Below are 26,599 nucleotides of genomic sequence, written 5' to 3' on the forward strand. Positions count from 1 at the left end.
AGAGGTTCCTCCTTCTACAGCTCATCGCGGTTAGCGGTGAGCTTGCCTAAAACAACGGGTAAATTGCCATTACGAACCCGAACTTCATCAATGATTTGTTTTTCTTGCGCTTGGTCTTTTAACAGCAACTGATAACGCAACTCATATAAGCTCCCCATCGTGGTCGTTCGAACCGATGTCAGTTTGGCAGAATGCGTATATTTTTCAAAGAGATCATCGAATAGTTGCGGATAATCCAAATCTTCTGGAATCGTGACTTTCAGTTCTCGTTCACTCGTGGCTTGTCGATCGCCAAAGGGCACCGTGTATAAAAGGGTCAAGAAAAGCGCCACGATGATGGAAAAAATCACGACATAGCCGACATAGCCCATCCCAGTTGCCAGACCGATCCCCATCGACCAAAAGACGCTGGTGATCTCTCTAGACCCTCCTGGAACCGAGCGGAAACGAATCAAACTGAAGGCGCCTAAGATCGCCACACCTGTGCCAAGATTGCCGTTGACTAGCATGATCACGGATTGAACGAGGATCGGTAAAACAGCCAAGGTAATGACGAAGTTTTTTGTGTAGACATTGCGGATCATATGGATCGCAGCTACCAATATTCCTAAAAGCAATGAGGCGGCGATACAGATCAATAAGCTACGCCATTCAAGGGTGCTCGTATCGCCAGAAAACAGACTAGATAACATGTAACCATTCCTCCTTCTTGAACAAATGCCGTTGATACGTTTGGGCATATTTCGAAAAGCTACCTTTGCGCACGCTGTATTTGTTCAACAGCTCCACAAACCATAACGGATAAGCACCGAGGGCTTTCACTTCCATCAACACCCCGATTTCAGGTGCTACCAGCGCCCCCTCACTGCCAGAACCGAACATAAGATCATAGGTGCGAAAGCGAATGTTTTGGTCGAATGTCACGCGAAATTCACTATCATCATCAATAAACAGCGACAAGCGATCATAGGCAATCAACACTTTCGGCAGCAAGTCTGGGTTTTGCTTAAATAGCCAGTGGATCTCTGCAGCGATTTGCGGTGCTTCTGCCATTGACGGCAAGACCCCTGTTTGCAACCAGCCGCAATAGTCAGCATAGGGCAGCGGGATTCGGCGTTTGTAGACCACGCCATTGACTTTCTTTTTGATCTCTAAAAAAATCAACTGCTGCTCTGTCGGTATGCCATAGCTGCGGACCCGAAATTTTTCTTTGTATTTCGGTTTGTCCATCGAATGACGAATAAAGCGGTAATCGTGGGTATCGTAATACAAGGACATAATCGTGTGCTGCCCATATTCATCGATCGCCATTCTTTGCTGAAGCTCAGCAAGAAATGCAGGAAATTGCTCCTTGGCTATTAAATATTTTGTCTCTTTTCTTTGAAAGACTTTTTTCAATTTCATAAAAATGTTCCTCCCTTGAAATCCATGCACTGAATTTACGGCAGCTATCTTAAATGCAGCTTAAGGCAAAACAGTTTTTTTAAGCATTTTTTATGCTATTCGTGCTATTCTTATCCTTAAAGAGGTGGGAACATGATTAAACTATTAGTGATCGAAGATGACAAAACATTATCTGATAATATGAAAGAAATCGTCAGCGAGATCGGTGACGTCACACAAGCCTATGATGGCAGTGAAGGCTTATACGAGGCAGAAACGGGGATCTATGATTTGATTATTCTCGACTTGATGATGCCAGAGATGAACGGTTATGAGGTGCTTTCTGCCCTAAGAAAAAAAGGACTCCAAACACCCGTCCTGATTTTAACAGCCAAAGACGGCTTAGAAGACAAAGTGACCGGTTTTCAAAAAGGGGCAGATGATTATTTGACCAAGCCTTTTTATCGGGAAGAATTATTGATGCGGATCAAAGCGTTGCTAAAACGCTCCTTAGGTTTGTTCAATGAAAATACCCTGGAATATAACGGATTGCTGTGCAACCTTGGCACCAATGAGGTCAGTTACCAAGGGCAGCTTTTGCCGATCCAAGGGAAAGAATTTGAGCTGCTGCTTTATTTTCTACAAAATAGAAACATTATTTTGACTAAGGAACAGATTTTTGATCGCATCTGGGGATTTGATTCAGAAACGACCTTGACTGTCGTCGAAGTCTATATGAGCAATCTGCGGAAACACTTGCGCCAGACAGGGATCGACAAAGAGATCCGTACGTTGCGAAATGTCGGCTATATTATGCAAGGAGCCTAGTCTATGAATAAAGAACGCTCTAAGAGACAACGGCTGCACTCCTTTCTCCTAAATGTCAGTGCCTTTGCGTTGGTTTTCTTACTTTTAGGAACCATCGTCCTCCAATTGTTCAACCAATCGGCTTATCGGCAAACCGACATTTCTTTGGAACAAGCAGTCAAAGATACCCGCTTGATCCAAGCAGAGATCAACGCTTCGCAATCCAATCTAGAGGTATTGCCACCAGATAGTGCCATGCCAAAGATCCCTGGGACCAATCGCTTCAATACCCAGTTGATTCTCTGGTCTGAAGACGGTGAGATATTAAACAAGCAGACCTTGGGCGGCCGCTTTTCACAACTGGCAAGTTTATCTTTAGATACAAGCCACTTAGACAGTATCACATCTTTTTCAGTGGTGGATCAGTCCTTGTCAGAGGAAGAAGAGACCCTTTTGTTTCGTTCGATCACCACCAAAGCACCAACAAATGATGCTGGTGTCGGCTATATCCAAGTCTTGGCGAACACTAACCAAATCAAAAATGCGATGAACAATTTCCAAACGATTTTGATTTTATCGATGATCTTTTTCTGGATTCTTTCGATCGGGATCAGCTATTTGCTTTCCAGCTTGAACATGCGCCCCATTTTAGCCTCCTGGAAAAAACAGCAGGAATTTGTCGAAAATGCATCCCATGAGCTGCGCACACCATTGACGATCATTCAAAACAGTCTGGAACGCCTGTTTACCAAGCCCAATCATACGATCATTGAAGAATCTGAAAGCATCGCGCAAGCGTTAGCGGAAACTCGGCGGCTGACTGGATTAACGGCGGATTTGCTGACGATCGCCCGCAGTGATTCCAATCAATTGCTTTTGACAAAAGAAACCATCGAGCTAGCTCCTTTTATCGATGACTTAGTCAAACCTTTCAAAGAAATTGCCGAATTGGATCAAAAACACTTTGTTGTCGAAAACTTTGCCAAAACGACCGCTTGCTTTGACCAAAAGAAAATCCATCAAGTCCTCGTGATCCTCCTAGATAATGCCTTAAAATATACCAGCAGTGGTGATAAAATCACCCTCTTATCGGAGATTTCTAACAAGCAATGGCTGATCGAGGTCAAAAACACAGGACCAGCCATTTCCGATGAAGAAAAAGCCCGTATCTTTGACCGCTTCTACCGCGAGGATCGTTCCCGCTCCAAAGAGACCGGCGGCTATGGTTTAGGCTTAGCGATCGCCAAGCAAATCGTTGAAGAGCACAAGGGACAAATCCAGGTCAAAGATTTGCAGCCACGAGGGGTTATTTTTCAGATTCGTTTACCTAAAGAAGGATAAAGGAGAAAAACAAATGCAGGTCATCACCCTTAAAGAACACCCTGACTACTTAGCAGAAGCCATTCGTTACTTCCAAAAACAGTGGGCTGGTCCCGACTCCCTCATGGTTTATGAGGATAGCCTGACCCATAGTTTTTCAGCAAATCCTTTGCCGCAATGGCTGCTGCTGGTCAACGAAGAAATCGCAGCAGACGGACGTTATCAAATCATCGGCTGCGGCGGCTTGATCCCCAACGACTTCATCAGTCGGATGGATTTGACCCCTTGGCTTTGCGCCTTGTATGTGGACCCTTTGTGGCGTGGCCAAGGCGGTGCCCGCCTTTTGATCGAAACAGCCAAGCAACGTGCTGCTGGAGCTGGTTTTGATTCTTTGTATCTATGTACGGATCTTTCTACTTTTTATGAGAAATTTGCTTTTGAACCGATCGGGACGGGCTACCATCCTTGGGGAGAGTCTTCCACCATCTATCGCTGTTCTCTCACCTAAATGAACAAAAAAAAGCTGTGAACAAAAATGTTCACAGCTTTCTTTACTCACAGTACTATTGCTAGTAGAATACCCTATCTCCACAAAAGGAATATTCCGACACCCTACAAATCCGGTAGGTTGCTTACGCGGTGTGCCTCTGCTATCAATCTGGTCAGCTAATGCTAGACCTTCTCGACTCGTCGCATGAGGATTACTTTACCATAAAACTAGTCGGAATACTACTGTTTTTTATAAAATTAAAACTGCTGATAAGCATTTCTCAAGAAAGAGTGCCTATCAGCAGTTTTTCATGAATCAATTGTTACTTTTCAAATAGAAACATTCCAATTGATGGATAAAAAAACTTAGGATAAGAAGGTCGCTACTTTGGTCGTAATCAAATCGATGGCTACGTGGTTTTCGCCGCCTTCTGGTACGATGACATCGGCATACCGTTTGGTCGGTTCGATGAATTGATGATACATCGGTTTTACCACCGTCAAGTATTGTTCGATCACAGAATCCAATGTCCGGCCACGTTCTTCCATGTCACGTTTGATTCGGCGAATGATTCGAATATCATCGTCTGTATCAACATAAAGTTTAATATCCATTAAATTACGCAATCGCTCATCTTCTAGAATCAAGATCCCTTCCAAGATAATGACTTCTTTGGGTTCTTGAATGATCGTTGCTTCGCTGCGGGTATGCGCGACATAATCATAGACGGGTTTTTCGATCGTTTGATATGCAAGCAGCTGTTGCAAGTGATCGATCAACAAATCAGTATCAAATGCAAAAGGATGGTCATAGTTGGTGTTCAACCGTTCTTCAAAGCTCAGATCACTTTGGTCTTTATAGTAGGAGTCTTGTTCAAGCATCATAATAGAATGATTGGGGAAATGATTAAAGATCGCCCGACTCACGCTTGTTTTTCCACTACCTGATCCACCTGTCACACCAATAATAATGGGCTTGCCATTCGTCATTCAATTAACCTCTTTCATCTTAAAAAATTCACACTGGTTCTATTATAGCGAAAATTCGGCAAATTACTACTGTTTCTGTAGAATCAGTGCTGCAATAAAGGAAGTAATTGCTGCAAACGTTCGATCACATAAGTAGGCTGAATCTCACCACTGTTTTTTTTCTTTGGATTGAACCAAATCGTATCGATCCCTGCCAGTTGTCCGCCTAAGATATCTGAAGTCAGTGAATCGCCAATGATGACTGTTTCTTGTTTTTTAACGTTTGGTATGCGAGCAAACACATAGTCAAAATATTCTTTCATTGGTTTTTGATACCCTGTATCTTCTGAAACAAAAATATCAAGGAAATACGGCTTTAATTTGGCATCTTCCAAGCGGCGATATTGGGTTTCAGAAACCCCGTTCGTCACCACGTATAGGTCAAAATGCTGCGCCAACTCCGCTAAGATCTCATCACTGTTGTCTAACAGTTTATGTCCTTTATTTAGAAATTCCCGATAGGCCAATTCAACTGCTGGACTATCGACCTGAATGCCTTGCGTTTCAAAAAACAAACCGAAACGCTCATTGATGACTTGGTCTCTCGTGATTTTCCCTTGCTCAAACTGCTGCCACAAATCATGATTGATCGTTTGATAGCTTTGTTTGCGCTCTGGGGTCATTTCCAAGCCATGAGCTTCAAATAGTGCTTTTAAGGCTTGATCTTCGGTATCTTGAAAGTCGAGGATCGTGTCATCGACATCAAATAATAATGTTTTATACTTCATTTTCTCCCTCTTTCTCAGCGGAAATGCGCCGCCAGTCCTTTTAATTCTTCTTGCGTCAGCGAGCGATAACTCCCCACTGCTAAATCATCTGGTAGAACCAGCGAACCCATCGCTGTTCGTTTCAGCTGAATGACTTTTTTCCCTCGGGCTAAAAACATCTTTTTCACTTGATGGAACTTGCCTTCAGCAATTTCTAACGAAACAAAGGAACGAGCCGCTCGGGCATCGATGATCGTTAGGGCAGCTGGTTTGCAAGTGACACCACCATGAAAGGTGATCCCTGTGGCAAATGCCGCCACATCTTCAGGAGTCACCAAGTCATTGACCACCACTTCATATCGCTTGGTCACCTTTTTGGTGGGATGTAGCAAGTCATAGCCTAACTGACCATTCGTCGTAACTAATACCAACCCTTCCGTGTCCCGATCCAATCGACCGACGGCATAAAGATCTGGGTGCTGGTCCTTTGGTGCAATCAAATCGATCACTGTCTGGTGCTGTTGATCAACATTCGCTGTAACGACACCATTGGGCTTGTTGACGATATAATAGCGTTCCTGCGTCTCCAACTGACGACCCGCAACCATGATTTGATGGATGGCGCTATCGACATTGCGCTCAGGTCGCCCTTCAATCCTTTGATCCACGAGGACTTTTCCTTGCTGAAACAACCGTTTCATCTCTTTACGAGAAGTATTCAATTGTTGCTCGATCACTTTATCTAAACGCATAAATTTTTCTCCATAGTGGCTATTATAGCTCAGGATCTAGCGAAAGGAAACTGCCAGGATTTCAAATGATTTGACTTTCTTTGTCTTTTTGCGTAAGGTTAAAGAGTAAAGTAAATATAGTTTCTCATACACAGCGTTATGACCTGGTGGAGAAAAGTTGAACCAAAACTTTCTGGGGCAGTTGTGTACACAACTGCCCTTTTGCGTGTTTTCACTCACGTACCACTTAATGTGCAGAGTTAACAAAATTTGCTTAAAAAATCTCGTTATTAACGAGAAAATTTTAGGAGGAATTGAGTTATGTCAGTATCATTAGAAGTTACGAAAAGAGAAGTTCGCCCACGTTCTTTACGGAACAAGTTGCGCCACGAAGGAAAAGTACCTGCAATTGTCAATGGGTACAAAGTAGAAAGCACACCGATTGCTGTCAATGCAGCAGAATTAGAAAAAATCTTGCGTGAAAATGGATTGAATACCGTAATCACGATCAGTTTAGAAGGCAAAAAAGTCAATACACTGATCAAAGAGTATCAATCAGATACCTTCACACGCAATTTAACCCACGTTGAATTCCTATCTGTCGATATGAATGAAGAAACAGAAGTAGAAGCAGAAGTAACCTTAATTGGCGAATCTGCTGGTGTCAAAGCTGGTGGTGTTCTAGCACAAAACTTGTATACAGTCGTTGTATCAGCAACACCAGACAAATTGCCTGAACGTGTTGAGATCGATGTAACGTCATTAGAGATCGGCGATTCATTAACAGTGGCTGATCTGCCTAAGAACGACGAGTACACGATCGTGACCGATCCAGAAGAACAAATCGTTGCGGTTACTGAACCACAAGAAATCACTGAAGATGAAGAAGCTGGCGAAGCTGCTGAACCAGCAGTTATCGGTGAAGACGAAGAATAATCATAGAACATCGTTCTTAAGATCGCGTCTTCAATCAACAGACACTTCTAAGAAATACAAGACTCTTGAAGGGCTTTTCCTTTAAGAGTCTTTTTCATTCTTACGAAGGGCTGGTGAGCTGCAACTGACTATTTTCCACTGAAAGACGTCATGGGAAAGCTTGGTCCAGCCAACCCATCAAATTTTTAAGAAAATAGTTAAAATGCGTCGCTGACCAAAAAGAAAAGCAGAAGTAGTTGCATTTTTGACGGTTCTTCATTATGATAAATAGACAAATTTGATGTTATTGGCAAGCCTACTTGAAGGAGGGATTTTTATGTTTGAAACATTTGATGATCACCGCAGCCGCTACGCTTCTGGCGGGATTGTTCAAACACTGCCTGGCGAACTGATCGATAGTATTTGGTTAATCATCGATCTCGATTTAAAAGGGTTTATTCCGTTGACAAATCTGCTCACCTTTGAAGTCCAAAACAATCACGGTCGTGTCACACTGCTTTTTTCTCAAGCACAAAGTCAAATCGAACTCGGCGTTGATCTGCCTTACCGTTATTCCGACCTCTATCCCCAAAAAGTCTATGTGTATGACGATGGGCAGCGGCAAACGATTTTATTGCCTAGCGAGACTCGTTAACAGCGCTTCGTGTTTCTCTTTTTATAACGATACTTACAAAAAAAACCACCCTTTTTATTTTAAAAGGTGGTTTTTTTTGATTCCTTCCTCTCATTTAATTCCATATTATAAAGGGTTCGAGCAAGCAACCAATGAATCCCCCGTTTTTTATTACGTTTTATTGACTATTTTTTGTATGTTAAAATAACGTGTGAAGTTCCCTTATAATAAGGACAGTTGCAAAATTCAGCTGAAAGAGGTGCCTAGTTTTGAAAAATATCCTTGAAAAAGATATTATGCAAATGCTGCGTCTGTCCACGATGCTCTTGAGCGAAAATCCCCTTCCTTTGAATAAAGCTGCTGCCGACCAAAATCTTTCCGTCAAAACGATCCGTCGGCTACTGTCCAGTTGTTTAAACGAGGACCCTTCCTTCCATTATGATGTGCAGCAAGGACACATTCGTGCCTTTCATGATTTGCAGCAGCCCCTAGCCAGCAAAAACTTCTCCCATACAGAAATGCTTGCTGCATTGTTTAATAAAAGTACAAACTATCAGTTGCTCTTGTTACTGTTAAAAATGCCGACCATTTCCTTTGCAGACCTCCACAAGCGGTATTACCTGAGCCCCTCCAATTTGCATCGGCGCTTTTTGTCCTTTTCCTTTTTTTTGGCACCTTATCATCTAAGGATCGACCGTCGCAGTTTTCCTTTGATTACTGGCAATGAACGGCAACTGCGCTATGTGATTTTTCGACTCACCCTCTTAGCAAGCCCGACGCTTTCTTCTAATCAAGCGTTTCAAGAACTGAAGCAGATTCATCAGTTGCGGGCAAACGCTTTTTATCCCAACACCCCCGCCACGTTTACTCAGCAAGTTTATCCAACATGTTTTGTGCCGCGTTTTTATTTAGTTGGTGAACGCAGCTATTTATTTTTGTGGCAACAGCTGCTAACACTGGAGCCTTTTTATGTGCCAACAGAAGAAGCCTTCCTTTTGCGACGAATCATCACGCCGATTTTGTCGGAGCATCCGCTCCAGCAACCATTAGAAGTGCTTTTGTCGAAAATTTTCCAAGCCCATCTTTTGGGCGCCTTACTGGAAGGCAATTTATTTGTCTATCCGCCACTAAATCCTTGCCTATCTGAACGTTCCCAACGCTTGGTCCAGGCTTTTTTGACTCAGCTTCCCCATTACGAAAAACTCTTAAAAAAGCATCCCGAGTTGCCCTTACTCTATGAATGCATTTGGCAAGAGCTCTCTTTTTTCCAACCAATCATTGCCTTTCCGCAAAAAAAAGAGCGTCCGCTTAAGTAGCGACACGCTCTTTTGAAGTTCATTTAATTGGCAGTGAATTATTTTGCGTCAGCATCAACGATTTTCACTGAACCTTGCCATTGTTCTTCCACAAAGTCTTTGATTTCGTCTGAATGCAGCACTTCGATCAATTTCTTGATTTTGTCGCTATCTTCGTCACCACTGCGGACAGCGATCACGTTGACATAAGGCGAATTATCCGCTTCTAATAAAACAGAATCATCCGCTGGGTTCAAATCGATCCCGAATGCGAAGTTCGCATTGATGGCAATTAGGTCTGCTTCGTCGTTTTGATAAGCAGTCGCCAAAAGAGATGGATCGACGTCATGTTTAAATTCTAAGTTTTTCGGATTTTCAGCAATATCATCAAAGGTTGCCGTTTCTGTATCAACGCCGTCTTTTAAAGTGATCAAGTCAGCATCTTGTAAAATCGTTAGGATACGACCCCAGTCAGATTCAGAAGTGGAAGTAAGAACCGTTGCACCATCTTCTAGTTCTGAAATATCAGAGATTCGTTTTGAGTAAAGCCCCATTGGCTCGATATGGATCGCACCAGCATTGACAAAATCATAGCCATTGTCTGCGATTTGTTTGTTCAAGTAAGGAATGTGTTGGAAGTAATTGGCATCGATATCCCCATTTTCCAATGCTTTGTTTGGCAACACATAATCATCGAAGGTTTTGATTTCAAGATCAATGCCTTCTTCTGCTAGTAAAGGTTTGGCTTGTTCTAAAATTTCCGCATGAGGCGTAACTGATGCACCGATCACTAATTTTGTTGATTCTCCCTCAGCCGCAGATGAGTCAGAGCTTCCTGAATTTAAGCCTGTGCCACAAGCAGCTAAAGCGGCAGTTAACAATAAGGTTGTTGCAATACCAAAAATCTTTTTCATATCCATTTCCTCCCATATTTTCCACTTTTTGTTCTTCGTTTCATTTACCGTTTATCGGTGGCTTTCGCAAGGAAATCGCCGATTCCTTGGATAATGAAAACGATAATTAAAATAATCACTGTTGCAACAAGCGTAACAGTGTAATTTCCACGTTGAAATCCTTCTTGCCAAGCCAAAGCGCCTAGCCCGCCGGCACCGATCGCGCCTGCCATGGCAGTATAACCAATCATTGAAATCGTTGTGACCGTCAGTCCTGAAATCAATGCTGGAACACTTTCGGGAATCACGATCTTGTAGATGATCTCCCAGTAACTAGCACCCATCGCTTCCGCTGCTTCAATCACACCAGGATTGACTTCACGAAAAGCAATTTCCACCATCCGAGCATAAAACGGTGCCGCCGATAAAACTAATGCTGGGATCGCTGCTTTTGCCCCTAGGAATGAACCGACTAATAATGTTGTAAACGGAATGATCAAGACCATCAAAATCATGAATGGCGTTGAACGAAAGGCGTTACTGATGATGGAAACCACGTTATAGAAAATGTTGGCTCCCGCTGTTTGTTTACGCCCTAGTGAATAAAGCGCCAATCCTAGAAGCAAACCGATCACGACCACTAAAACCATGGAGAAGAAAGTCATAAACAAGGTGTCTAGGGTTGCTTGCTGCATATTGGTCCAGTCGACTTTTTCAAAATTAAAATAGGTTTCTACAAATGACTTATCCAAGCTCAATCACCTCCACGCCCACTTGCTGCTCTTTGAAAAAGGCGATCGCTTTTTCGACCTCACTTGCTTCACCTGTCAATAAGACCGTCAAGCCGCCAAAGGATCCTTCATTGGTTTGTTGGATCTTTCCGTAAACGACATTGACATCGATCTGAAAGCGGCGGATCGCTTGTGAAATGACTGGTTCATTGGCGTTGTCTTGTGTAAAGGTCAAGGTCACTAAATGCCCTTGCGGATTTTCTCGTAAGAAGGCTTGCCGTAGTTCTTCAACATCTTCTTCTGGTTCCAAATCTTGCTGAACAAAACGTTTGGTCACTTCTTGCTGCGGGTTACGGAAAACCGATTGTACTGATCCTTCTTCAACGATCTGCCCATGCTCCATCACCGCGACCTTGTTGCAGATTTTGCGAATGACGTTCATTTCATGGGTAATCAGCACGATCGTCAAATGCAATTTTTTATTGATGGAAAGCAAGAGATCTAGCACTTCTTCTGTTGTTTGTGGATCTAACGCACTCGTTGCTTCATCACACAGCAAAATTTCTGGTTCATTCGCTAATGCACGAGCAATCCCGACTCTTTGCTTTTGCCCGCCAGACAATTGTGCCGGATAGGCAGTTTCCCGTCCTTCCAACCCAACTAATTTAATCAGCTCTTGCGCTCGTTGACGTCGTTTTGCTTTTTCAACGCCAGCCAACTCCAATGGCAATTCGATGTTCTCCGCCACCGTTCGAGACCATAATAGATTAAAGTGCTGAAAAATCATGCCGATTTTTTTGCGGAAGTTTCTCAATTCTTTGTTTTTCAATGCCAAAATATTTTGACCGTTAATGACTACATCTCCTGCTGTCGGCAATTCTAAGCCGTTCAACAAACGAACTAATGTACTTTTCCCAGCACCAGAGTAGCCGACGATTCCATAGATATCGCCTTTTTCCACTTGCAATGAAACATCATTGACGGCGTGGACAGCCGTTTGCTTTTTGCCGAATGACTTTTTCACATGCGACAATTCGATTAATGCCATGTTATTCCCATCTTTCCTCTTTGGTTGGTTAAACACAAAAAAAGCTCTCATCCTCTGTACATTATACTGTTACAAAGGACGAAAGCACAACTTCCGCGTTACCACCTTGATTTACTGTCGATTCGCATCAACAGCCTCGCTCAGTACTTGAATTACTTCGCATACTGCTGCACTGTAACGGGTGCCTCCCGTGATAGGCTTGTTTCCACTCACCTATCATGCTCAAAGACCATCTTCCATCCTCTCTCCGTTGCCCATTTGCACCAAACAGGGCTCTCTGTGTACGTTAAGAACATGTACTCTTCTTTTCAAAGCATTCATTTATTGAGCAAATTATAGCAACGTCTTATCCGACTGTCAATTCTTTTTGAAAAAATAGTCGTTTTTACAGATTTGACTTACAAGGCTTCAAATTGGCTTGGGTCAACCTCTTTGAAGCTGACCAGCCAAGCGTTCATTTCGTCTTCATCATTTAAGGTATCAATCGATTGATCGATTTTTTCATTTACGGAAGAAATCACGCCCGTCAATGGACTTGGAAATTCACTGACTGCTTTTTCCGCTTCCAGCTCAACAAGGGTCTCTCCTTGTTTTAAAGCAGTTCCTGCTTTTTGAATCGAAGCAAACGTGACCGCACCAAGTTCTTCTTGCGCTTCTTTTGTTAAACCGACACAATATTCTTTCCCGTTAAACAAAACCCACAAATTATCTTTTTTTCTTAAGCATTTCTTTTCCATGATTCTAGTAAGACTCCTTCATATTCATTTTCTTTAAATCCATTAATCAAAAAGCGGTCGCCGCTAACCAGCAGTGGGCGCTTGATCAACATACCATCGGTTGCCAGCACATCGGCTGCGTCTTGGGCAGTCATGGTCGGCACTTTTTCTTTTAATTGCAATTCACGGTATTTCATGCCGCTTGTGTTAAAGAAACGGGTTAACGGTGCTTCGCTTGATTGGATCCAAGCCAGCAATTGTTCCGGTTGAGGCGGTGTAGCTACCATATCGATCGCTTCAAAGGGAATCTCGTGCTCTTCTAACCAACGCTTCGCATTTCGGCATGTACTGCATTTTGGGTACCAATAAAATGTAATCATGTGAACTCCTTAAAGTGTTTTTGGTGCGGTCTCAGCTTGATAGCGCATCGATAAAATCAAACCGATCCCAATCATATTGCTTAATAGGGCAGATCCTCCTTGGCTGATAAACGGCAGTGGAATCCCCGTCAACGGTAAGAGACCGATGTTTGCGCCAATGTTTTCAAACACATGGAAGAGAATCATCATAATGATCCCAGTTGCCAAGTAGGCATAAAATTCATTGTTGGTATCGAAACATACGCGGATCATTCGGTAAATCAAAATAAAATACAATAAAATGACAAACGCGCTGCCAATAAACCCAAAATTCTCACCGATCACCGAAAAAATCATATCGGATTCTCGGACTGGTACATACACATCGCTGACATTAAATCCTTTCCCGAACATCCCGCCAGAGGCGATCGCCATCAGAGCATACGCCAATTGGAAGGATTGCCCTTGGGTATCATGAAAAGGATCTAGCCACGAATCGATACGGGCGAATTGGTATTCTTTAAAGATTCCTGTATTGTACAGAAACTCGCGACCAACATCGGTAGTCACTAAGAAAATCGTTCCACCGCCGAGAATCACAAATGCCGCAATCACTGGCACGATGATTCGCCATGAGATTCCTGACATCAAGAAGACCCCACCGAAAATCGCCAGAAAGACCAACATCGTACCAAAGTCGTTTTGTAAGGTGATCAGGATCAGGACTGGGATCGTGACGGCTAACATTTTTGCAATCAGTAACCCATCTGTTTTCAGATCCCGTTCCCGATGCTTGACATTGTGCTGCGTGACGACTAACGCCAACATCATGATATAGGCGATCTTCATCAATTCTGAAGGCTGCAAGGTAAAAGGACCAAAACGGAACCAGTTTTTCGACCCTGTCGAGTCAGCCATTGTCCGATCATAAAATTTCAGCAGCGCCAACATAACGACAAGCCCAGCTCCATAAATATAGGGCGTCAATTTCCAGAGCCATTTTGATTTGATCTGCATGATAATGATCACGGCTACAATGCCTAACACATACCATAAAGCTTGAAACCCTAACGTTCGCAGCATATTCGGATTATTTGGATCGTGTGTCAGCGCCACATACAGGGACGCCAAACCAATCAGACATAATAAAAATACGGGTAGAATCACACCGTAGTCAATTCGATTATCGTTCGTTTTTATTCGTGAATTTTCCATGTCCACACTCTCTTCTGTAGAATCTTTATCCATTATAGTGATAATTGAGGAGAAAAGAAAGGATTGTCCATGAGCATTCACAAAAAATTTAGAAACTTTAATGATTTTCGGGAAAAGAGGGTTAAAAATGAAGTGCAATTCGTTTTTCTGCTTCTTAAAATTATGAAATAAATGCCATAGAACATTATGTCATAATAATATCTGGCTATCTTTTAGAACCATATACTTTCTGATTGATTTTTCTCCTAAAAACACACTCTCTGTTTTCAAATAAAACAAAAAACCACCACGTCATAGGTTGTCTATGAGGTGATGGTTTTGGTTATGCCAGCTGCAGGATTCGAACCTGTGACCTACGCGTTACGAGTGCGTTGCTCTACCAACTGAGCTAAGCTGGCGTTGTATGGCACAAAGAAAATTATATGCAAAAACGGTTGTTTTGTAAAGAGGTCTGCTGAAAAAAATCTACTTACTGAAATTTTCCGAAAATTGTGATATAATAGAAGTATCAAGGAGGTTTTTACATGGCAACATTTGGTAAATTCGAAACAACAATTGTCCCGTCACAAGAAGGTTCAACGTTTGAGGTCGCTACTCCTGTCATGTTCACGTTCCATGGGAAGAAACAAACTGGTACCATCACAAAGCAGTTGAAAAACTCTGCGGTGGTCGAGCTGAACGAAACCCCAGAAAACCAGAAATTAGTTTCGCAAAGTAATGGTGTATTGATCATCAATTACAAACAATTAACCAAACTATAACCCGTTTAATGCAAGGAGAAAATCAGTTGATTTTCTCCTTTTTTCATTGTCTGATTTTATGAAAAGCTCAAAAAAAGCCATGGATAACCGATCGAACCGTTTTGGCTGTCGATCTTCTTCCATGGCATCATTGACGAGGCAAAACTTCAGTTGCCTTTGTCTTATTTGTATTGATTTATTTTGTACCGAATAGACGGTCACCGGCATCGCCCAAACCAGGAACGATATAGCCGTGTTCATTTAGGCGTTCATCAAGATTTGCAGTGTAGATGTCAACATCTGGATGGGCATCTTGCAATGCTTTCACGCCTTCTGGTGCAGCAACTAAGCAGACGAATTTCATGTTTGAAGCGCCGCGTTTTTTCAGTGCATCGATCGCCATGATCGCTGAACCGCCCGTAGCTAACATTGGGTCAACGATAAATAATTGACGTTCATCGATGTCTTCAGGTAATTTTACGAAGTATTCGTGTGGTTCTAGCGTTTCTTCATCACGGTACATCCCGATATGACCAACTTTTGCGGCTGGGATCAATTCAAGGATACCATCAACCATGCCTAGACCTGCACGCAGGATCGGAATGATCGCTACCTTTTTACCAGATAGTGTTTTTTGTGTTGATTCTTCAATTGGTGTTTCAATCACTAGATCTTCAAGCGGCATGTCGCGAGACACTTCATACGCCATCAACATTGCGATTTCATTAACAACTTCACGGAAAACCTTTGTTCCACAGTTCTTGTCGCGGATCATTGTTAATTTGTGTTGGATCAGCGGGTGATCGATTACTTGAAATTTACCCATTTAAAAAAATCTCCTTTGGTTTTTCTCTTATTTTAAAGCAAATCGGCTCTTGTTACAACCATCTGCCACAGGCAATACTGCTTTTCCTCAAAAAAAGGATTGTGTTAGAAGGAAGGAGACAAGACGGCATGTAACACGCCTCTGCGTTCATTCTAGCCCCTTTCTCACTTTCGGTGATCAAAGAGCTATAGCGCAGGAAAAACGCGTGAGACGTCTTGTCTGACCTTAACTTCTGTCACAGTCCCCTTTTATTTATTTTTATAAAGTGGATAGTTGTCCGTCAATTCTTTGACTTGCGCCGTGACTTCTGCCAAAACGGCTTCATCATTTGGTTTTTCTAAAACTTTGACGATCAATTTCGCCACTTCGACACAATCTTCTTCTTTAAAGCCACGACTAGTGATCGCTGGTGTCCCCACGCGAATCCCACTCGTTTTGAAAGGACTTAGTGATTCGAAAGGAATCGAGTTTTTATTGACGGTGATATTGACTTGATCCAGCAAAGCTTCTGCTTCTTTGCCGTTCAAATCAAAGCCGCGCACATCGATCAATAATAGGTGATTGTCTGTTGCACCAGAGACCAAGCGGGCTTGTGGTGCTTGGTTGAAGACTTTCGCCATTGCTTGTGCATTGCGGATGACTTGCTCAGAGTACTCTTTGAACGACTCATCTTGTGCTTCTTTAAAAGCAACAGCTTTCGCTGCGATAACGTGCTCTAATGGGCCGCCTTGGATACCAGGGAAAACGGCACTATTGATTTTTTTCGCTAAGTCTTCATCATTTGTTAAAATCAAGCCGCCTCGAGGGCCGCGTAATGTTTTATGGGTCGTAGAAGTCGTGATGTCCGCATAAGGAACTGGGTTTGGATGAAGACCAGCCGCTACTAAACCAGCGATATGCGCCATATCCACCATCAATTTTGCGCCAACTTCATCAGCGATTTCACGGAACTTCGCAAAATCGATCGTACGTGAGTAAGCACTGGCACCAGCAACGATCAGTTTCGGTTGATGCTTACGCGCCAAAATACGAACGACATTGTAGTCGATGACTTCTGTTGCAGGATCAACACCATAACTAACAAAATTATAGGTCTTGCCGCTGAAATTCACTGGTGAGCCATGAGTCAAATGACCGCCTGCGGAAAGATCCATCCCTAATACTGTATCGCCTGTTTCGATCAACGCTAAATAAGCTGCTGTGTTGGCTTGAGAACCAGAATGCGGTTGAACATTGGCATATGCCGCACCGAAAATACTTTTCGCCCGTTCAATTGCTAAGTTTTCTACCACATCAACAAATTCACAACCGCCATAGTAACGACGACCTGGATAACCCTCAGCGTATTTATTTGTCAAAATACTACCTTGCGCAGCCATTACACCTTCTGAAACGATATTTTCAGACGCAATCAATTCCAAATTGTTTTGTTGACGATTCGTTTCTTTTTCGATCGCTTGCCACAATTCGGGATCAAACGTTTGATAATCCATGCTTACAACACCCCTTTACCTTAATGGTAGCATTGTATCACATTTCTTCATAAGCTACCTATAATGAATTCTGGTTTTTTGCTAATTTTCTTGAAAGAAACTTTGATTTGCAGCTTTTTTCAACCGATTCATATAAGCAGCCCCTAAGCCGCTTTCTGGAAACGTGGGTGCAAATAAGACATCTAACTCAGCAATCGATTCATCTAACGCCCGTAAACCAGCAAACAGCCCTTTTGTCGCGGCTTCCACACTGTCATCAAAAAATAAATAGATGGCTGCAGCTTCAAAGCGGACTTGCTCGGCGATCGTTGGTCCAGCTAAAACCCCTACCTTAAACTGCTGTTCTTTTGCCCAAGCCATGGCTGCCGGCCAATCTTGATCATTGACCATCATGACGTTGGTATTCGGTGCATAGTGCTTGTATTTCATGCCAGGCGCTTTGGGTGCTTCACTTTCTGTTACTAAGTGCTGATCGACGAGGACTTTTGTTTGTAAAACTGCTTCAAGCTGTTCTTTAGAGATCGCACCAGGACGTAAGATGATCGGCGGCGCCGTTGGGTCACTCAAATCTAAGACCGTTGATTCGACACCGATCTGCGTCACCCCATCATCCAAGATGCCAGCGATTTTGCCTGCCAGATCATGCTGAACATGCGCAGCTGATGTTGGGCTTGGTTTACCAGAAGTATTCGCGCTAGGGCCAACCAATGGTTGTTGGGCTTGTTTGATCAACGCTAACGTCTTGGTGTTGTTTGGCATCCGAAAAGCCGCTGTGGATAAGCCGCCAGTAACAATGCTAGGTAAACTGTCTTTTTTGATCGAAAAGATCAAGGTTAAGGGCCCAGGCCAGAAAGTTTCCATCAATTTATCAGCAAAAGGATGCTTGTTATCCACAAACGGTTCCAACTGCTCTGGCTCGGCAATATGAACGATCAAAGGGTTGTCACTAGGTCGCCCTTTGACTTGATATACTTGCGCAACAGCCGTGGGCAAAAGCGCGCTAGCCCCAAGTCCATAGACGGTTTCCGTCGGGAACGCCACCAATCCCCCCTCAGCTAAAATAGCTGCGGCTTCGTTCAACTGTGTTTGATCAAAAATTTTTGTTTCCACAATTTATCCACATCCTTTTTTGAGAAGTTTCCACACTTATCAACATTTTCTCGTTTCTTTTCCACATTTTGTGGATAAGTCGTTTGTCAAGTGTGGATAACCCTGTTTATAACTCGGTTTATTTAGAAGTTGTTTATTTCATAAGGTTTTTACAATTTTTCTGTAGAAAAAAAATTTATTTATCCACATCTTGTGGATGACTGACGAACACCATCCGGTCTTGACCCGCAAGATCTTTTGCTACGGTAACTTCTTTGTTGGGAAAAGCGGCTGCAAAAAGCTGTTGAACAGCTAGTCCTTGCTGAAAGCCGATTTCTAGCGCCATTTGCCCGTTAGGCGCCAAACAATTCGGTGCTTGCTGTGCCAATTGCTTATAGATCGCCAATCCTTGTTCTTGAGCAAAAAGCGCCATTTTAGGCTCTTTTTCTCTTACGCTGATATCCATCAGCGGCCACTCTTCAGCGCTGATATACGGCGGGTTGGAAACGATCAGATCCCATTGCTGATCTGCCACAGGCTCTAAGGTATCTCCTTGGAAAAAGCGGATCTCCGCGCCTAAGGCTGCCGCATTTTCTTTAGCAACGGCTAATGCCTCTGCTGAAAGATCCACGGCACTTACGGCCCACTGGGGACGTGCTAATTTCAAGGCAATGGCGATCGCTCCAGTACCTGTGCCGATGTCTACGACTTGCAGCGGCTGATCTGCTGGTAGTTTTGTCAGACAGTTTTCCACCAGCTCTTCGGTTTCTGGACGCGGGATCAAGGTTGCAGGGGTCACTTTTAAGCGATGCCCATAAAATTCTTCATACCCTAATAAATATTGCGGTGGTTCATGCTGCAGCAGCTGCTCAAGATCTGCTGCGATCTGTGCCTCATCTTCCCTTAAGATGGGTTGGTCCATCTGCAGCAGCCAATCGAGTTGCTGCCACTTTTTTCGCTGTAAAAACAGGTATTGGATCGCATACCCGTCCAGCCCTTTCGTTTCTAAAAAAGAAGAAGCCCGTGAAAGGACTTCTCGATAGGTTTTAGCCATTTTGCATCTCATCTAATTTTGATGTTTGATCGTAAACGATCAGTGCATCAACAATTTCATCGAGTTTTCCAGCTAAAATTTGATCCAATTTTTGAATAGTCAACCCGATGCGGTGATCTGTTACGCGGTTTTGCGGGAAGTTATAGGTGCGAATCCGTTCAGAACGATCGCCAGTACCCACTGCTGATTTACGGTTTGCATCGTATTCGCTTTGTGCTTCTTGCTGCATTTGGTCATAGACCCGTGCCCGCAAGACTTTCATCGCTTTCTCACGGTTTTTCAGCTGTGAACGCTCATCTTGCATCGCAACAGCGATCCCTGTTGGCAAGTGAGTCAGACGAACAGCAGAAGCTGTTTTGTTGACGTGCTGACCACCAGCACCAGAGGCATGGTAAATATCGGTCCGAATATCTTTGTCTGCGATATCGATTTCGACTTCTTCAGCTTCAGGCATAACCACGACCGTTGCCGTAGACGTATGGATTCGGCCTTGTGATTCGGTAGACGGTACCCGCTGCACTCGGTGGGCGCCACTCTCATATTTCAATTTTGAAAAGACGTTGTCGCCAGTGATCATCATGATGACTTCTTTGTAGCCGCCGATCCCAGTGACGTTGGCATCCATGACTTCGACTTTCCAGCCTTGGTTTTCCGCATATTTTTGATACATATTGAAAAGATCGCCAGCAAATAAGGCTGCTTCATCGCCGCCCGCTGCACCACGGATCTCCATGATGATGTTTTTGTCATCATTCGGATCTTTGGGCAATAACAAAATTTTGATGCGTTCTTCTAAAACGTCTTTTTCTTTTTTCAAGTCAGAGAGTTCTTCTTTGGCCATCTCTGCCATTTCCGCATCAAGGTTTTCCCCAAGCATTTCTTCGGTATCCTTGATTCCTTCAACGACTTCTTTGTAACGGCGGTAGACTTCCACCGTTTCCCGTGTATTGGCTTCTTCTTTTGAAAGCTGCATGAAGCGTTTGGTGTCAGAGATCACGGCTGGATCACTTAGTAATTCGCCTAATTCTTCGTAACGGTCTTCGATTGCTTGTAACTGATCGTACATTGATTATTCTCCTTCTTTTTTCATTCCCGGGTGAAAGTAATGTTTGCGGCAAACAGGATAATACGCTTCGTTACCGCCGATTTGTACTTGATCGCCCTCGTAAACGGGTTTTCCGTCGATATAGTGCAAGTTCATGGTTGCTTTTTTATGACAGAACCAGCAGATGGTTTTCATCTCTTCGATTTTATCTGCGTAAAGCAGCAAGTATTTTGAGCCTTCAAATAATTCATTACGGAAATCATTTTTCAAACCAAAGGCCATCACAGGGATACCTAGCTCATCCACGATTTTGGTGAAAGCCAGCACGTGATGCTTCTTTAGGAACTGTGCTTCGTCGATCAAAATACAATAAGGTTTGTAACCGAGGTCTTTGATCAAATGGAACAGATCCGTTTCATCAAAAATCGGGATCGCGTCTCGTTCTAAGCCGATGCGGCTTGAAACATTTCCCACACCGCTTCTGGTGTCCAATCCACTTGTCATGATCACGACTGGTTTGTCTTGTTCTTCATAGTTGTGAGCAACTTTCAATATCTCGATCGTTTTCCCACTATTCATTGCGCCATATTTAAAAAAAAGCTGTGCCATCTCGCCCATCCTTCCTCATACTCCTTTGGTATTATACTTGAAAAAGGAGAATTTTTACAGACTTAAATTCGACACCTGCCGCCTTTTACGCAAGAGTTTTACGAAAAATTAACGGATTTTTTGCCGCCGCCATCTCTTACTCGTTTCTGGCTTTTTGAGCAACTTCTGCCAATACTTGACAAGCCAGCGGATATTCTGGATTTTCATTCCTATTGATATCCGTTGCAATGATCACAAATCCGAGCTGCTGATAGAGCGTGATTGCTGCGTGGCTCCAGGTTTGCGTATGAAGATACATCGGCTCGTTGGCTGCCTCCAAGACAGAAACGACTTGCGTGACCAAGCCGCGAGCAATCCCTTGACGTTGAGCTTGCGGCATTACTGCTACCCAATGGACTAGTGGAACCGGTGTGCCGTCTTGCTTGGCTTTTTTCCAAGCGGTAGCCGTACCGACCGGTGTACCTGATTGATCAAGGGCAAAAAACATTCGTTGGCCTAGCTGTGCTTGCTCGGGCATAAATTCCTTTTCAAAATACGCCAATGCCTCTGCCTCATTGTCAAACTCTCCGACGGATGTTTCGATCCGTGCCCAGTGCCCTTCGTCTCCTGTTTGGTAGCTGCGTAGCGAATAGTTATCGGATTGAAGGGGCTGGATCGGTGTGCTTTTGTGCGCTCGTTTCATCCAGATTTCTGCATATGGAATTGATTTATCTAACATTGGTTGTGCCTCTCTTTCTCATTTTGTTTTCTCGTAAAGAACTCATTTTCTGCTTTTTTCCTTCTTACAAGCATATCTCTTGTTTTTCTCTACTAGAAGCATACCATAGAAGCAAAGGAGGAATACCTATGAAAGATACGGCAATTTTTGCTGGCGGTTGTTTTTGGTGCATGGTGAAACCTTTTGACTCGCAGCCAGGCATCCTCAAAGTGGTTTCTGGCTTTACTGGCGGCCATGTGCCTAACCCAACCTACCAACAAGTAACGACAGGAACCACCGGTCACACCGAAGCAGTTGAGATCACCTTTGATCCTGAGGTCATCTCTTATGAAGAATTGGTTGCCATCTATTGGCAGCAGACAGACCCCACGGATGCGTTTGGTCAGTTTGCCGACCGTGGTGATTCCTATCGTCCAGTGATTTTTTACAATAGTGAAGAACAAAAAGCGATTGCAGAAAAATCAAAGGCGCAGTTGCAAGCTAGCGGCCGCTTTGACCGTCCGATCGTAACGAAGATCGAACCAGCAGAACCTTTTTATCCTGCAGAAGACTACCATCAAGATTTTTACAAGAAAAATGCAGCCCATTACAATGCTTATAGCGAAGGCTCCGGTCGAGCTGGCTTTATTCGCCAAAACTGGGCCTAACATTTTTGGAGCATGCCTCCCGATTCATCATTAACAGCCGATTTGCTCTCAAGGCAGATCGGCTGTTTTCTGTTTCTTTTGCCAAAAGGAAATTGACAGTCAGGTCATTTTCGCGATACACTGATTAGAAAATTCTGACGATTATAAAGGAGTGTTTGTTTGATGTTAGCCAATGAAGTCCGTCCAGGTCCTAATCGGTATATTACTGGCGATGGGGTCTTAGCTGATTTGCCAGAGTATTTAAGTGAGTTCCAAGAAGTTGCTGTGATCACTGGGGAGCAGTCATTCGATGTGTTTTCGAACTATTACCCTCATTCATTTGACTACCCGATCTACCGCTACGATGGATCATCGAGTTATGAAAATGCACAAGCCTTAGCTGAAGCAATCCAGCAAGCGGATGCCGTGGTGGCAATCGGCGGCGGCAAGGTCGCTGATACAGCAAAAATCACCGCCCAAACCCTTGGCGCAGAATTGATCGTGATCCCTACATTGGTTTCCAACTGTGCACCCTTCACCCCGGTGATCGTCGCCTATTACCCCAATCATACGATTTGTAAAATCGACTATGCCAAAAAAGGTGCCTACATGACGATCGTCGACACCCGTTTTTTACTAGCCACACCCGTTGATTACTTTATCGCAGGGATCGCTGATACGTTAGCCAAATATTATGAAATGGAAGCCATCGTCCGCAACATGGCAGAAGACGACAAGACTGCCTTAGTACGGCTAGGTTTCCAAAGCGCTCTTTTGATCAAAAACTTGTTGATTGCCGATGCGATCCAAGCCGTCAAAGACCTAGAAGTCGGGCAGCTGACCCCCGCGTTTGCCCGTATCACCGATGCGATCATTGCTTTGGCAGGCGAAGTTGGTGGTTTTGCAGTCGAATTTGGCCGCACGTCTGGTGCGCATGCGCTGCATGACGGCTTGTCTTATTTGAGTGAGACCCATAGCGTCTTGCACGGCAACAAAGTCGCCTACTGCATTTGGGTCCAGCTTGCCTATACCAATGATTTTGATGTGATTGAAGAATTACGGCCATTTTACGAAGCTTTGCACTTGCCAATGAAGTTGAAGGATCTCCACGTGACGCGCCTTGATCGGGATTACTTCGCCTCGGTTCTGACCTATGCTGTCAAAGAAGAAGAAACCTTTATTTTGATCGATCCTGCGATCACACCTGAAAAAGTCTATCAGGCGATCGAAGCGGTGGAGGCGCTGTAAACCGTACACATTGCTAAACAACTTTATATCAAAAAAACTGTTTCCCTAATACATTTCGGAAACAGTTTTTTTATTTGATCCAATAGACACGCAGTAGCGATCCTAGCTGCGCATATTCTTAGCGGGCGACAGCAACTGGCGCATTGCCCATCACTGCACGACTTCACCCAGCAGCCCGTTTTCTAAGCAGTAATGATAAATGCCTTCCTCGGCTACGTGACCGATCACTTCATCGGCGATTGCTTTTAACTCATCCGAAGCATTGGCCATTGCGAGACCCCAGCCGACTGCCTCTAGCATCTCAATGTCATTGTTGCCATCGCCAAAGGCAATGGCTTCAGATTTATCCAAGCCATAGTAAGCCAGCATTTTGGCAATGCCGCTTCCTTTCCCACTGCTGGCTGGAATAATATCGACTGCGCGATCCCACCAGGCGGTGATTTTCGCCTCCGTGGTATTTGCCATCACTTTGGCGTAGTCTTCTTTCCCTGAGCCAAGCATCACTTGGAAAATGTCTTGCTGCTGGATCACCTCATCAAAATCTTCTGCCACGATCACTTCTTGGTGGGCAAAGGAAAAATACTCAACTAAGTCAGCATCTTTGCCATTGGCAACCGTTCGGTCCTTCGTTGCGATCGCTACTGGACGCTTGAGGACCGTGGCATTTTCAATGATTTGCTGAACATCTTTTTTAGGAATGGGGTTTTGGTGGATCCCCTCGGCTTGATTAAAACAATACGATCCGTTAAAGGTCAAAAACGCATCGAAGGTCACGCCTTCAAATTGCGGCAACGCGATGGGACTTCTGCCAGTCGCAATGCACAACAGGATTCCTTGCTTCTTCAAGGCTTTTAATGTGGCTAACATTCTTTTAGAGATTTGCTTTTTGCTCATGTCGATCAGTGTGCCATCAACATCGAAAAAAATAATTTTTACGTCTTTCATGATACTCCCCATTTCCGTCTCGATTTTCAAAAAATTTGATGCGCTTTTTTTGTCCGCTTTCTCGCTATTGTTCCGTGCGGATCGTCGCCGTTATCTTTTATTTCTTTTATCTTCTCATAAATTGCCAGCGTTTTCTTCTGAAATCGTGAAATCCTTACTGATTTGCTTCGAGTTTTTAAGTTTCTTAAGCAATCAAGCTGCCGCAAGAACCACAGCCTGATCGTGTCCTCTAACCCAACGACACTTTCCAAAAGCTTTTCCTTGCACAATTTCTGCTGCTCATGAATTCTATCCTGCTTTCTTTCAAATCTACTTGGTTCTTTGGTATACTGGGGATAGTTTATTTAGTGAGGGGTTTTTTGTAATGAACTTTACCCGCTTTGCCCGCTTGACGCAGCGCAGGAGCAAGACGTTTATTTCCCAGAACGTGTCTTCAATCCAAGTGATTGTTTTTTATTATATCGTGATGACGGTGGTCTCTTTGGGGCTTTTTTCACTCCCCTTCTTTCGAGAACCCGGCTCTCATGTCGCGTTTATCGATCTGTTCTTTATGGCGGTCAGCACGGTCAGTGTCACTGGGCTGACTACTTTTCCGATCAATGACGTGTTTAACGACCACGGGGTCATCTTATTGGAAGTCCTCTTTCAAGTCGGCGGTTTAGGGATCATGATGATCTCGACCTTTTTTGCGATCGTCTCACGGCGCAAAATCAGTTTAAAGCAGCGCCAGTTGATCATGACGGATATGAATCAGCCAAAGCTTAGTGGGATCGTTCGGATGATTCGAACGACGTTTACCATTATCTTGCTTTGTCAGGTGGTAGCAGGCACGATCTTCGCTGTTTATTTTCATCTTTACGGCTATTATGACAATTGGCGAGATGCGATCTTTTATGGATTTTATCAAGCGATCTCTGCTGTGACCAACTCAGGGTTTGATGTGACGGGCAATTCCATCTTGCCGTTTTCCCATGATTATTTCTTCCTGACGTGTATCATGATTTTGATTTTTATCGGGGGGATCGGATTTCCAGTGATCATGGACTTTCGGGAATGGGTCCTTTTTAAAATGAAAAAACAACGCCGCCGCTTGCCGTTTCGCTTTTCTTTATTCACAAAAATTGCTGTTTTGGCTTTCGTGATCCTCTTTGTCGGCGGTACATTAGCGATCTTTTTCCTTGAGAAAGATTATTTGTTCAAAGATTACAGCTTTAGCGGTATGTGGATGAACAGCATGTTTTATTCCATGACAACGCGGAATGCTGGCCTGCAGATCCATGACTTAGGCAACTTTCAAACCACGACGTTGATCGTTTTCTCCTTGCTGATGTTTATTGGTTGTAGTCCCAGCTCTGTTGGTGGGGGGATTCGGACGACGACCATTGCCATCATTGGGCTGTACCTCTATGCCTTCTTGAAAAGTGAGGACAATATCAATATCTTCGGTCGCCGGATCGATCAAGATGACGTCCGCAAATCAGTGGTGGTCTTTATGCTTTCGATGGGCATGTGCTTCTTTTGTGTCTTATTCTTGACCGCCATCGAGGATATCCCTTTGATCGCCATCATTGTTGAAGTTTCCTCGGCATTTGGAACCACAGGGCTTTCTTTAGGAATCACGGGTGATTTATCAACTATCGGCAAACTCGTGATTGCTCTTTTGATGTTTATCGGCCGTGTCGGTATGCTGTACACCTTGATGTTATTCGTACCAAAAGAAACACGTGACTTAGGCTACGAGTACCCAACGGAAAAAATCATTATCGGTTAAAGCAGCAGCAAACCTGGCAGAAGGTTTGCTGTTTTGCTTTTCAAGCCTTTGATCATCGCAAGTAAAAGAGCCATTTATCAGAATGGTCTTTGCAGAAATTTAAAGAATCGCAAAAGCAATTTAACCTTTTTCTTGGTATATGGTATGATAAATTGAATTTGCA

29 protein-coding genes, 1 tRNA gene and 1 other annotated feature are annotated in these 26,599 nt (G+C 43.7%); of the genes, 10 read left to right on the forward strand and 20 right to left on the reverse strand.

The window, feature by feature from the left end; translation table 11 throughout:
- Positions 1 to 14: 14 nt before the first annotated feature.
- Positions 15 to 692, reverse strand: a complete 678-nt coding sequence (locus IGI76_RS14615; protein ID WP_005227945.1) for a DUF4956 domain-containing protein — start codon at positions 690 to 692, stop codon at positions 15 to 17.
- Positions 682 to 1,404 carry a polyphosphate polymerase domain-containing protein gene (locus IGI76_RS14620; protein WP_034869049.1) on the reverse strand — a complete coding sequence of 241 codons (723 nt, stop codon included), beginning with the start codon at positions 1,402 to 1,404 and terminating at the stop codon, positions 682 to 684. Before IGI76_RS14620 ends, IGI76_RS14615 begins: the two co-directional genes overlap by 11 nt.
- Before the next feature lie 132 nt (positions 1,405 to 1,536).
- Between IGI76_RS14620 and IGI76_RS14625 the strand changes: the two genes are divergently transcribed.
- Genes IGI76_RS14625 through IGI76_RS14635 form a run of 3 tightly spaced genes read left to right on the forward strand, consistent with a single transcriptional unit; the run spans position 1,537 to position 4,018 of the window.
- Positions 1,537 to 2,211, forward strand: coding sequence for a response regulator transcription factor (locus tag IGI76_RS14625; RefSeq protein WP_005227933.1), 675 nt, complete (start codon positions 1,537 to 1,539; stop codon positions 2,209 to 2,211).
- Positions 2,212 to 2,214: 3 nt separating this feature from the next.
- Entirely contained in the window at positions 2,215 to 3,531 is a 1,317-nt protein-coding gene (locus IGI76_RS14630; RefSeq protein WP_333718773.1) for a sensor histidine kinase, read from the forward strand.
- Positions 3,532 to 3,544: 13 nt separating this feature from the next.
- Positions 3,545 to 4,018: a GNAT family N-acetyltransferase gene (locus IGI76_RS14635; protein ID WP_005227930.1), complete on the forward strand. Its 474-nt coding sequence runs from the start codon at positions 3,545 to 3,547 to the stop codon at positions 4,016 to 4,018.
- A 347-nt stretch (positions 4,019 to 4,365) separates the two neighbouring features.
- Here IGI76_RS14635 and udk read toward each other — a convergent pair whose 3' ends face one another.
- From udk to IGI76_RS14650, 3 genes are all read right to left on the reverse strand, one after another.
- Complete coding sequence (udk, locus tag IGI76_RS14640) at positions 4,366 to 4,989, reverse strand: uridine kinase (RefSeq protein WP_005227927.1); 624 nt, start codon at positions 4,987 to 4,989, stop codon at positions 4,366 to 4,368.
- A gap of 83 nt (positions 4,990 to 5,072) precedes the next feature.
- Positions 5,073 to 5,756 (reverse strand): YjjG family noncanonical pyrimidine nucleotidase, encoded by a 684-nt coding sequence (locus IGI76_RS14645; protein ID WP_333718774.1) that lies wholly within the window; start codon positions 5,754 to 5,756, stop codon positions 5,073 to 5,075.
- Positions 5,757 to 5,770: 14 nt separating this feature from the next.
- The gene (locus IGI76_RS14650; protein WP_128488035.1) at positions 5,771 to 6,487 is read right to left on the reverse strand and encodes a 16S rRNA pseudouridine(516) synthase; all 717 of its coding nucleotides are present in this window, start codon (positions 6,485 to 6,487) and stop codon (positions 5,771 to 5,773) included.
- Positions 6,488 to 6,787: 300 nt separating this feature from the next.
- On the opposite strand from IGI76_RS14650, the gene IGI76_RS14655 reads away from it, so the two are divergent.
- From IGI76_RS14655 to IGI76_RS14665, 3 genes are all read left to right on the forward strand, one after another.
- Positions 6,788 to 7,402 (forward strand): 50S ribosomal protein L25/general stress protein Ctc, encoded by a 615-nt coding sequence (locus IGI76_RS14655; protein WP_015510436.1) that lies wholly within the window; start codon positions 6,788 to 6,790, stop codon positions 7,400 to 7,402.
- A gap of 316 nt (positions 7,403 to 7,718) precedes the next feature.
- A complete protein-coding gene (locus tag IGI76_RS14660) occupies positions 7,719 to 8,036 on the forward strand; it encodes a DUF960 domain-containing protein (protein WP_005227922.1) in 318 nt (105 codons plus the stop codon).
- Positions 8,037 to 8,284: 248 nt separating this feature from the next.
- Positions 8,285 to 9,331, forward strand: a complete 1,047-nt coding sequence (locus IGI76_RS14665; RefSeq protein WP_438781658.1) for a helix-turn-helix domain-containing protein — start codon at positions 8,285 to 8,287, stop codon at positions 9,329 to 9,331.
- A gap of 38 nt (positions 9,332 to 9,369) precedes the next feature.
- On the opposite strand, the gene IGI76_RS14670 is transcribed toward IGI76_RS14665, so the two are convergent.
- The 7 genes from IGI76_RS14670 to IGI76_RS14700 all read right to left on the reverse strand — a co-directional run bounded on the left by IGI76_RS14670 (position 9,370) and on the right by IGI76_RS14700 (position 14,670).
- Positions 9,370 to 10,224 carry a MetQ/NlpA family ABC transporter substrate-binding protein gene (locus IGI76_RS14670; RefSeq protein WP_333718775.1) on the reverse strand — a complete coding sequence of 285 codons (855 nt, stop codon included), beginning with the start codon at positions 10,222 to 10,224 and terminating at the stop codon, positions 9,370 to 9,372.
- Positions 10,225 to 10,268: 44 nt separating this feature from the next.
- The gene (locus tag IGI76_RS14675; protein ID WP_081116877.1) at positions 10,269 to 10,955 is read right to left on the reverse strand and encodes a methionine ABC transporter permease; all 687 of its coding nucleotides are present in this window, start codon (positions 10,953 to 10,955) and stop codon (positions 10,269 to 10,271) included.
- On the reverse strand, positions 10,948 to 11,982 hold the full coding sequence (locus tag IGI76_RS14680; RefSeq protein ID WP_333718776.1) for a methionine ABC transporter ATP-binding protein: 1,035 nt from the start codon (positions 11,980 to 11,982) through the stop codon (positions 10,948 to 10,950). The genes IGI76_RS14675 and IGI76_RS14680 overlap by 8 nt, the downstream gene beginning before the upstream one ends.
- A 71-nt stretch (positions 11,983 to 12,053) precedes the next feature.
- Positions 12,054 to 12,303: a binding site (T-box leader), on the reverse strand.
- 77 nt (positions 12,304 to 12,380) lie between these two features.
- Positions 12,381 to 12,719 (reverse strand): glycine cleavage system protein H, encoded by a 339-nt coding sequence (locus IGI76_RS14685; RefSeq protein ID WP_010749086.1) that lies wholly within the window; start codon positions 12,717 to 12,719, stop codon positions 12,381 to 12,383.
- Positions 12,701 to 13,078 carry an arsenate reductase family protein gene (locus IGI76_RS14690; RefSeq protein ID WP_010749085.1) on the reverse strand — a complete coding sequence of 126 codons (378 nt, stop codon included), beginning with the start codon at positions 13,076 to 13,078 and terminating at the stop codon, positions 12,701 to 12,703. Before IGI76_RS14690 ends, IGI76_RS14685 begins: the two co-directional genes overlap by 19 nt.
- Positions 13,079 to 13,087: 9 nt before the next feature.
- Entirely contained in the window at positions 13,088 to 14,272 is a 1,185-nt protein-coding gene (locus IGI76_RS14695; RefSeq protein ID WP_333718777.1) for an FtsW/RodA/SpoVE family cell cycle protein, read from the reverse strand.
- A gap of 325 nt (positions 14,273 to 14,597) precedes the next feature.
- Positions 14,598 to 14,670: transfer RNA gene (locus tag IGI76_RS14700), tRNA-Thr, on the reverse strand.
- 126 nt (positions 14,671 to 14,796) lie between these two features.
- Here IGI76_RS14700 and IGI76_RS14705 point away from each other — a divergent pair.
- Positions 14,797 to 15,033 (forward strand): hypothetical protein, encoded by a 237-nt coding sequence (locus IGI76_RS14705; RefSeq protein WP_005227896.1) that lies wholly within the window; start codon positions 14,797 to 14,799, stop codon positions 15,031 to 15,033.
- Between the two features lie 175 nt (positions 15,034 to 15,208).
- On the opposite strand, the gene upp is transcribed toward IGI76_RS14705, so the two are convergent.
- From upp to IGI76_RS14740, 7 genes are all read right to left on the reverse strand, one after another.
- Positions 15,209 to 15,838 carry a uracil phosphoribosyltransferase gene (upp, locus tag IGI76_RS14710; protein ID WP_005227894.1) on the reverse strand — a complete coding sequence of 210 codons (630 nt, stop codon included), beginning with the start codon at positions 15,836 to 15,838 and terminating at the stop codon, positions 15,209 to 15,211.
- Between the two features lie 248 nt (positions 15,839 to 16,086).
- Positions 16,087 to 17,331 (reverse strand): serine hydroxymethyltransferase, encoded by a 1,245-nt coding sequence (gene glyA / locus IGI76_RS14715; RefSeq protein ID WP_005227890.1) that lies wholly within the window; start codon positions 17,329 to 17,331, stop codon positions 16,087 to 16,089.
- A gap of 81 nt (positions 17,332 to 17,412) precedes the next feature.
- Positions 17,413 to 18,441, reverse strand: coding sequence for an L-threonylcarbamoyladenylate synthase (locus IGI76_RS14720; RefSeq protein WP_016609911.1), 1,029 nt, complete (start codon positions 18,439 to 18,441; stop codon positions 17,413 to 17,415).
- A gap of 175 nt (positions 18,442 to 18,616) precedes the next feature.
- The gene (gene prmC, locus IGI76_RS14725; RefSeq protein WP_333718778.1) at positions 18,617 to 19,474 is read right to left on the reverse strand and encodes a peptide chain release factor N(5)-glutamine methyltransferase; all 858 of its coding nucleotides are present in this window, start codon (positions 19,472 to 19,474) and stop codon (positions 18,617 to 18,619) included.
- Positions 19,467 to 20,540 carry a peptide chain release factor 1 gene (prfA, locus tag IGI76_RS14730; RefSeq protein WP_005227884.1) on the reverse strand — a complete coding sequence of 358 codons (1,074 nt, stop codon included), beginning with the start codon at positions 20,538 to 20,540 and terminating at the stop codon, positions 19,467 to 19,469. The genes prmC and prfA overlap by 8 nt, the downstream gene beginning before the upstream one ends.
- Positions 20,541 to 20,543: 3 nt before the next feature.
- Positions 20,544 to 21,128, reverse strand: coding sequence for a thymidine kinase (locus IGI76_RS14735; protein ID WP_005227882.1), 585 nt, complete (start codon positions 21,126 to 21,128; stop codon positions 20,544 to 20,546).
- 136 nt (positions 21,129 to 21,264) lie between these two features.
- On the reverse strand, positions 21,265 to 21,846 hold the full coding sequence (locus tag IGI76_RS14740; protein ID WP_333718779.1) for a GNAT family N-acetyltransferase: 582 nt from the start codon (positions 21,844 to 21,846) through the stop codon (positions 21,265 to 21,267).
- A 128-nt stretch (positions 21,847 to 21,974) separates the two neighbouring features.
- Here IGI76_RS14740 and msrA point away from each other — a divergent pair, with 128 nt between their 5' ends.
- Entirely contained in the window at positions 21,975 to 22,493 is a 519-nt protein-coding gene (msrA, locus tag IGI76_RS14745; protein ID WP_016609916.1) for a peptide-methionine (S)-S-oxide reductase MsrA, read from the forward strand.
- Positions 22,494 to 22,655: 162 nt separating this feature from the next.
- The gene (locus tag IGI76_RS14750; RefSeq protein WP_151195747.1) at positions 22,656 to 23,720 is read left to right on the forward strand and encodes an iron-containing alcohol dehydrogenase family protein; all 1,065 of its coding nucleotides are present in this window, start codon (positions 22,656 to 22,658) and stop codon (positions 23,718 to 23,720) included.
- 150 nt (positions 23,721 to 23,870) lie between these two features.
- Here IGI76_RS14750 and IGI76_RS14755 read toward each other — a convergent pair whose 3' ends face one another.
- Complete coding sequence (locus tag IGI76_RS14755; protein ID WP_330872852.1) at positions 23,871 to 24,665, reverse strand: HAD family hydrolase; 795 nt, start codon at positions 24,663 to 24,665, stop codon at positions 23,871 to 23,873.
- Positions 24,666 to 24,978: 313 nt separating this feature from the next.
- Between IGI76_RS14755 and IGI76_RS14760 the strand changes: the two genes are divergently transcribed.
- Complete coding sequence (locus IGI76_RS14760; RefSeq protein WP_223597487.1) at positions 24,979 to 26,436, forward strand: TrkH family potassium uptake protein; 1,458 nt, start codon at positions 24,979 to 24,981, stop codon at positions 26,434 to 26,436.
- Positions 26,437 to 26,599: the final 163 nt, after the last annotated feature.

The organism is Enterococcus sp. DIV2449a (assembly GCF_051711225.1).
Classification (GTDB): domain Bacteria; phylum Bacillota; class Bacilli; order Lactobacillales; family Enterococcaceae; genus Enterococcus_D; species Enterococcus_D casseliflavus.

Excerpts from the sequence above, each read along its gene's own strand:
- IGI76_RS14615 (WP_005227945.1), bottom strand. The coding sequence starts at position 692 with ATGTTATCTAGTCTGTTTTCTGGCGATACGAGCACCCTTGAATGGCGT.
- IGI76_RS14620 (WP_034869049.1), bottom strand. The coding sequence starts at position 1,404 with ATGAAATTGAAAAAAGTCTTTCAAAGAAAAGAGACAAAATATTTAATA.
- IGI76_RS14625 (WP_005227933.1), top strand. The coding sequence starts at position 1,537 with ATGATTAAACTATTAGTGATCGAAGATGACAAAACATTATCTGATAAT.
- IGI76_RS14630 (WP_333718773.1), top strand. The coding sequence starts at position 2,215 with ATGAATAAAGAACGCTCTAAGAGACAACGGCTGCACTCCTTTCTCCTA.
- IGI76_RS14635 (WP_005227930.1), top strand. The coding sequence starts at position 3,545 with ATGCAGGTCATCACCCTTAAAGAACACCCTGACTACTTAGCAGAAGCC.
- udk (WP_005227927.1), bottom strand. The coding sequence starts at position 4,989 with ATGACGAATGGCAAGCCCATTATTATTGGTGTGACAGGTGGATCAGGT.
- IGI76_RS14645 (WP_333718774.1), bottom strand. The coding sequence starts at position 5,756 with ATGAAGTATAAAACATTATTATTTGATGTCGATGACACGATCCTCGAC.
- IGI76_RS14650 (WP_128488035.1), bottom strand. The coding sequence starts at position 6,487 with ATGCGTTTAGATAAAGTGATCGAGCAACAATTGAATACTTCTCGTAAA.
- IGI76_RS14655 (WP_015510436.1), top strand. The coding sequence starts at position 6,788 with ATGTCAGTATCATTAGAAGTTACGAAAAGAGAAGTTCGCCCACGTTCT.
- IGI76_RS14660 (WP_005227922.1), top strand. The coding sequence starts at position 7,719 with ATGTTTGAAACATTTGATGATCACCGCAGCCGCTACGCTTCTGGCGGG.
- IGI76_RS14670 (WP_333718775.1), bottom strand. The coding sequence starts at position 10,224 with ATGAAAAAGATTTTTGGTATTGCAACAACCTTATTGTTAACTGCCGCT.
- IGI76_RS14680 (WP_333718776.1), bottom strand. The coding sequence starts at position 11,982 with ATGGCATTAATCGAATTGTCGCATGTGAAAAAGTCATTCGGCAAAAAG.
- IGI76_RS14685 (WP_010749086.1), bottom strand. The coding sequence starts at position 12,719 with ATGGAAAAGAAATGCTTAAGAAAAAAAGATAATTTGTGGGTTTTGTTT.
- IGI76_RS14690 (WP_010749085.1), bottom strand. The coding sequence starts at position 13,078 with ATGATTACATTTTATTGGTACCCAAAATGCAGTACATGCCGAAATGCG.
- IGI76_RS14695 (WP_333718777.1), bottom strand. The coding sequence starts at position 14,272 with ATGGAAAATTCACGAATAAAAACGAACGATAATCGAATTGACTACGGT.
- IGI76_RS14705 (WP_005227896.1), top strand. The coding sequence starts at position 14,797 with ATGGCAACATTTGGTAAATTCGAAACAACAATTGTCCCGTCACAAGAA.
- upp (WP_005227894.1), bottom strand. The coding sequence starts at position 15,838 with ATGGGTAAATTTCAAGTAATCGATCACCCGCTGATCCAACACAAATTA.
- glyA (WP_005227890.1), bottom strand. The coding sequence starts at position 17,331 with ATGGATTATCAAACGTTTGATCCCGAATTGTGGCAAGCGATCGAAAAA.
- prmC (WP_333718778.1), bottom strand. The coding sequence starts at position 19,474 with ATGGCTAAAACCTATCGAGAAGTCCTTTCACGGGCTTCTTCTTTTTTA.
- prfA (WP_005227884.1), bottom strand. The coding sequence starts at position 20,540 with ATGTACGATCAGTTACAAGCAATCGAAGACCGTTACGAAGAATTAGGC.
- IGI76_RS14735 (WP_005227882.1), bottom strand. The coding sequence starts at position 21,128 with ATGGCACAGCTTTTTTTTAAATATGGCGCAATGAATAGTGGGAAAACG.
- IGI76_RS14740 (WP_333718779.1), bottom strand. The coding sequence starts at position 21,846 with ATGTTAGATAAATCAATTCCATATGCAGAAATCTGGATGAAACGAGCG.
- msrA (WP_016609916.1), top strand. The coding sequence starts at position 21,975 with ATGAAAGATACGGCAATTTTTGCTGGCGGTTGTTTTTGGTGCATGGTG.
- IGI76_RS14750 (WP_151195747.1), top strand. The coding sequence starts at position 22,656 with ATGTTAGCCAATGAAGTCCGTCCAGGTCCTAATCGGTATATTACTGGC.
- IGI76_RS14755 (WP_330872852.1), bottom strand. The coding sequence starts at position 24,665 with ATGAAAGACGTAAAAATTATTTTTTTCGATGTTGATGGCACACTGATC.